Genomic DNA, 4,177 nt, shown 5'->3' on the forward strand with positions numbered 1-4,177 from the left:
TTGGGGTGATATCCATGTGAAAAAAATATATTTTTTATTAATTTTTATCTTGAAAATAATTAGTAGGTTTTTTTATTATCTAAAAAAGGAGAGGAAAAGATGGATCGTATTGATGTGTTATTAAAAACCTTTATTGCCACTTTCGGTGGCTTCTGTGGGTATTTCTTGGGAGGATGGGATGCAACATTGAAAATCTTAGTGACGATGGCAGTTATTGATTATTTAACTGGCATGATTGCAGCCGGTTATAACGGAGAATTAAAAAGTAAAGTTGGTTTCAAAGGCATTGCCAAAAAGGTGGTGCTTTTTCTTTTGGTCGGGGCAGCTACTCAAGCTGATGCGGCCATAGGGACAAATAGTGCTATTCGTGAAGCTACAATCTTTTTCTTTATCGGAAATGAATTGCTTTCGCTTTTAGAAAATGCTGGTCGCATGGGGATCCCGTTGCCAGAAGCTTTGACAAATACTATCGATATTTTTGGTAATAAGAACCAAAAAAACAAACTCTGAATATGATAATAAAAAAGGAGATGTTCAATAATGGAAATCAAAAAAATGTTAGTACCAGAAAGTCGTTATTCAGTTTTATGCCCAAATCCAATGATTCCAACGGAAATTACATTCCACAATACTTACAATGATGCTACAGCATTAAACGAACGTAATAATGTCGCTAACAATAGTACAGGTACTTCGTTCCATGTTGTAGTAGATGACAAAGAAGCAATTCAATTAATTCCGTTTAATAGAAATGCTTGGCATGCAGGTGATGGTAATGGACAAGGTAACCGTCATAGTATCGGCGTAGAGATTTGTTATTCTATGTCAGGTGGAGAAAGATACCGACAGGCTGAATTGAATGCAATTCAAGTGATCCGTCAGTTAATGGCCATGTTCAATATCCCAATTTCGAAAGTTAAAACACATCAAGAAAGAAGCGGAAGTACTGTCCTCATAGAATGATTAATGAAGGGCGTATGCAGTGGTTTAAACAACAATTAGTTGATGGTGAAACAGTTCAAGTTCCGGAAACACCACAGATTCCACAACCGCCAATCACAAGTGGGACAGGTATTGTTTATATTACTGGTAAAAACGTAAACTTACGAAAAGGACCAGGTACTCAATACGATTCAATTAGAAAGCTAAATGCACCTGAAAATTACCTAGTATGGGGACGTTCTGGCGGATGGCTTAATTTAGGTGGCGATCAGTGGGTTTATGAAAATATAGAATGGTTACGTTTCGAAGCAGATGGACAATCATCCGCAACTTCAGTAGTAAACAAACGAGTTGTTTCTAAGGTAAATGGCCTACGATTCTATTCTAGACCTTCTTGGGGCGATTCTGATGTTGCTGGTACTGTAGGTGTAGGCTTAGGATTTACTATCATTGATAAAATAGATGTAAATGGTTCTCCGCAATATAAAGTGAAAAACTCAAAAGGTAACATCTTCTACATTACAGCCAGTCCTACTTATGTAGAAATTAAATAAAGACAAACCAGCGCACTCTTGACCAGGGAGTACGCTGTTTTGCGGTTGACAAAATCTATATGAACAAGGAAATAAATATGCATTTTTAGTATATGTAACCAAATTTCAGATATGACACTTAATAAAAATTAGTGTAAGTGCATGTTTATATTTAGGTTGAAATAACTATAAAAAAGCCCCCTTATAGTAGACTGGATATAAAGCTTTATTTTTTCTGTCTACTATAGGGGGATCATATCATGTGGGCGGCTTTTTTATTTCTATGTAATTAGAATTTACTTTTAGATAATGCCTTTAATATAGGGTTAATGATTTTACTTAACAAACGAAATCCACTAAATATTGATCGAACAACCTTCATACAATCGCCCCCTTAAATTAAGTAAATCATACCAATTTAAAGAGGGGATTGTAAATGTTTTCTAATCTCATCTAGAAGTCAATTCTATCTATATTCCCTTTAGTGTTTTTGTGATAATTGGGAGTACTTATTTAATTAGAACTTCATATTGTCCAGGTTGAGAATCATAATTATAAATAATGAGATAATACGTTCCTTGTTCAGCGGTGTAGGTATTGGCAAGGATAGTGTCATTAATAGTAGATGGATAGGATACATATACGGAGGGAGAAGAAGCGCGAACAAGAATCCAGCTTAATCCAATCTTGTTTTTGTTTTGTACAGAAATTGAAAGGTCTTTTTTGGAAGAAACGTTTAGTTTAAATATATCTTTTGTATCATTTTGACTTAAGGAACCCTTAAGAGTCATATTGAATGGAAGAGAATTCGCACTGGCGATGTCATTATTAGGTTCGGTTTCAAAGGGGGTAGATTGGTATGTTTCAAGCGCTTTCCCGGCATTAATTAAACCGCCTGTTAAGACCTTGTTTGTTAATGTTGAGAGGGGCGAAGTATTATTCATAATTTTGTTTTTAATTTCGACAGGACTATAAGAAGGGTAGGCAGATTGGATTAACGCTGCTACACCAGACGCATGAGGAGTTGCCATGGAAGTGCCAGAATAAAATCCATAGGAGTTATTTGGAAGTGTGCTTAATATATCAGTGCCTGGTGCTGCTACATCTACAGAAGTTTTTCCATAATTTGAAAAGGAAGATAAAGAGCCTTTGTTGGTAATGGAAGCGACAGAGAGAATGTTGGAAAGGTTGTATGCGGCAGGATACATAGGTGTTTGATCTGCATTGTTTCCATTATTTCCAGCAGCAGCGATAAAGAGTGAGTTGGATTGTTGAATGGCATCGTAGAGAGCTTGACTAAATCCGCCGCCGCCCCAAGAGTTATTGGTGATTTTAACACCCTTATTTTTAGCATATTCAATGGCTTTAATAGCATTTGAAATAGTCCCGCCATTGGTACCTAAGAATTTTAGTGACATTACTTTAACTTGTGGTGCGACACCCGCAACACCAAGGGTATTATTTTTTGCAGCTGCGATTGTGCCAGCAACATGTGTACCGTGTGAATCTCCTGTTCCGTCATACACACTATTATTATTATTTACAAAATCCCAGCCGTAGATGTCATCAATATAACCATTTTTATCATTATCAATGCCATCACCAGGTATTTCATCTGGATTTTTCCAAATGTTATTTTTTAAATCAGGATGATTGATATCAATTCCTGTGTCGATAATACCAATAGTTATATTTGAGGATCCTTCTGTTTTAGTCCAAGCGTCTTCCACATTAATGTCGATATTAGGTGACCCCACGCTACCTTGGATGTTTTGACCAATATTTTTTAATCCCCACAAAGAGTTATAATAACTATCATTAGAATTGGCAGCAGGATATACGATGTAATTTGGTTCAGCGTATTCGATATTAGGAATTTTGTTGAGTTTTTGTATGAGTTCTTTCATGTTAATGTCTGTATGAAATTTGACTAATTGTATTTGAGTCAGCGGAAAAGTATTTTGTACCTCAAATGAAAATTGCTTTTGTAATTGCTTGAGGTTTTCGGGATTATCGATTTTTTTAAACTTAATGAGAACTTCGTTTTGTTGATAATTAGAATTTTGCTCAAGGGATTGTATAATAGAATCGTTGACAGAGGGGTTAGTAGCCGCTTGAACATGTAGCGAATGAAACATTGGAAAAATAGATAATCCAAGTGATAGTGTAATAGCAATAAACTTTTTAATTGTAATCACTTCCTTTTTGTAGATATTGCAATGTATGCTTGTACGTATCGGAAGGTTACAATATCTAGTTATACGGAGTTAGAGTTCATGTTAAATTGTCATGAAAGTATGATCAAAATAAAGCTTATCCATTACGTTATTTACAATGCCGTTGAAATAAGCGAATGTACCTTTCTTCATGTTTACTCCAGATTTAATTTTCATAATAAACTCTTTAATAGCTTTTAATCCAATAGTAAGCTCCTGGTCTTTAGTAAACGCTTTATCACCTGTAGAGAAGTTTGTAACTGTATTACACTGTCTTACGACCTTCCACAGTTCTTGAATTGTTTTAGATTCACTGTAAAAAGAGCTAACTAAAGAAACAAAACGTTCTGGTACCCAATGTGCTACGAAATTAGCGTCTTTAATGTTTTCTTCTGAAATATTGCTATTTTCATTACTATTACGTTTGTTTATATCTTTTATATTTTGTTTTAAGGTTTTAGTAGTTGTTTTATTGGTGTGACATTT

At 35.0% G+C, this 4,177-nt stretch carries 2 protein-coding genes and 2 pseudogenes; 2 read left to right on the forward strand and 2 right to left on the reverse strand.

Features of this window, described 5'->3' with window-relative positions:
- Positions 1–99: 99 nt before the first annotated feature.
- Positions 100–510, forward strand: coding sequence for a phage holin family protein (locus tag PDL00_RS34545; protein WP_134207704.1), 411 nt, complete (start codon positions 100–102; stop codon positions 508–510).
- 30 nt (positions 511–540) lie between these two features.
- Positions 541–1,496 (forward strand): annotated as a pseudogene (locus PDL00_RS34550) (N-acetylmuramoyl-L-alanine amidase).
- A 488-nt stretch (positions 1,497–1,984) separates the two neighbouring features.
- Here the strand turns inward: PDL00_RS34550 and PDL00_RS34555 are convergent.
- On the reverse strand, positions 1,985–3,673 hold the full coding sequence (locus PDL00_RS34555) for a S8 family peptidase (RefSeq protein ID WP_270733834.1): 1,689 nt from the start codon (positions 3,671–3,673) through the stop codon (positions 1,985–1,987).
- Between the two features lie 81 nt (positions 3,674–3,754).
- Positions 3,755–4,177 (reverse strand): annotated as a pseudogene (locus PDL00_RS34560) (helix-turn-helix domain-containing protein); the annotation flags it as partial.

Source organism: Bacillus cereus group sp. TH152-1LC (assembly GCF_027710505.1).
Classification (GTDB): Bacteria; Bacillota; Bacilli; order Bacillales; family Bacillaceae_G; genus Bacillus_A; species Bacillus_A mobilis.

What these genes read in the sequence shown, in the direction of transcription:
- PDL00_RS34545 (WP_134207704.1), top strand. Translation starts at nt 100, where the DNA reads ATGGATCGTATTGATGTGTTATTAAAAACCTTTATTGCCACTTTCGGT.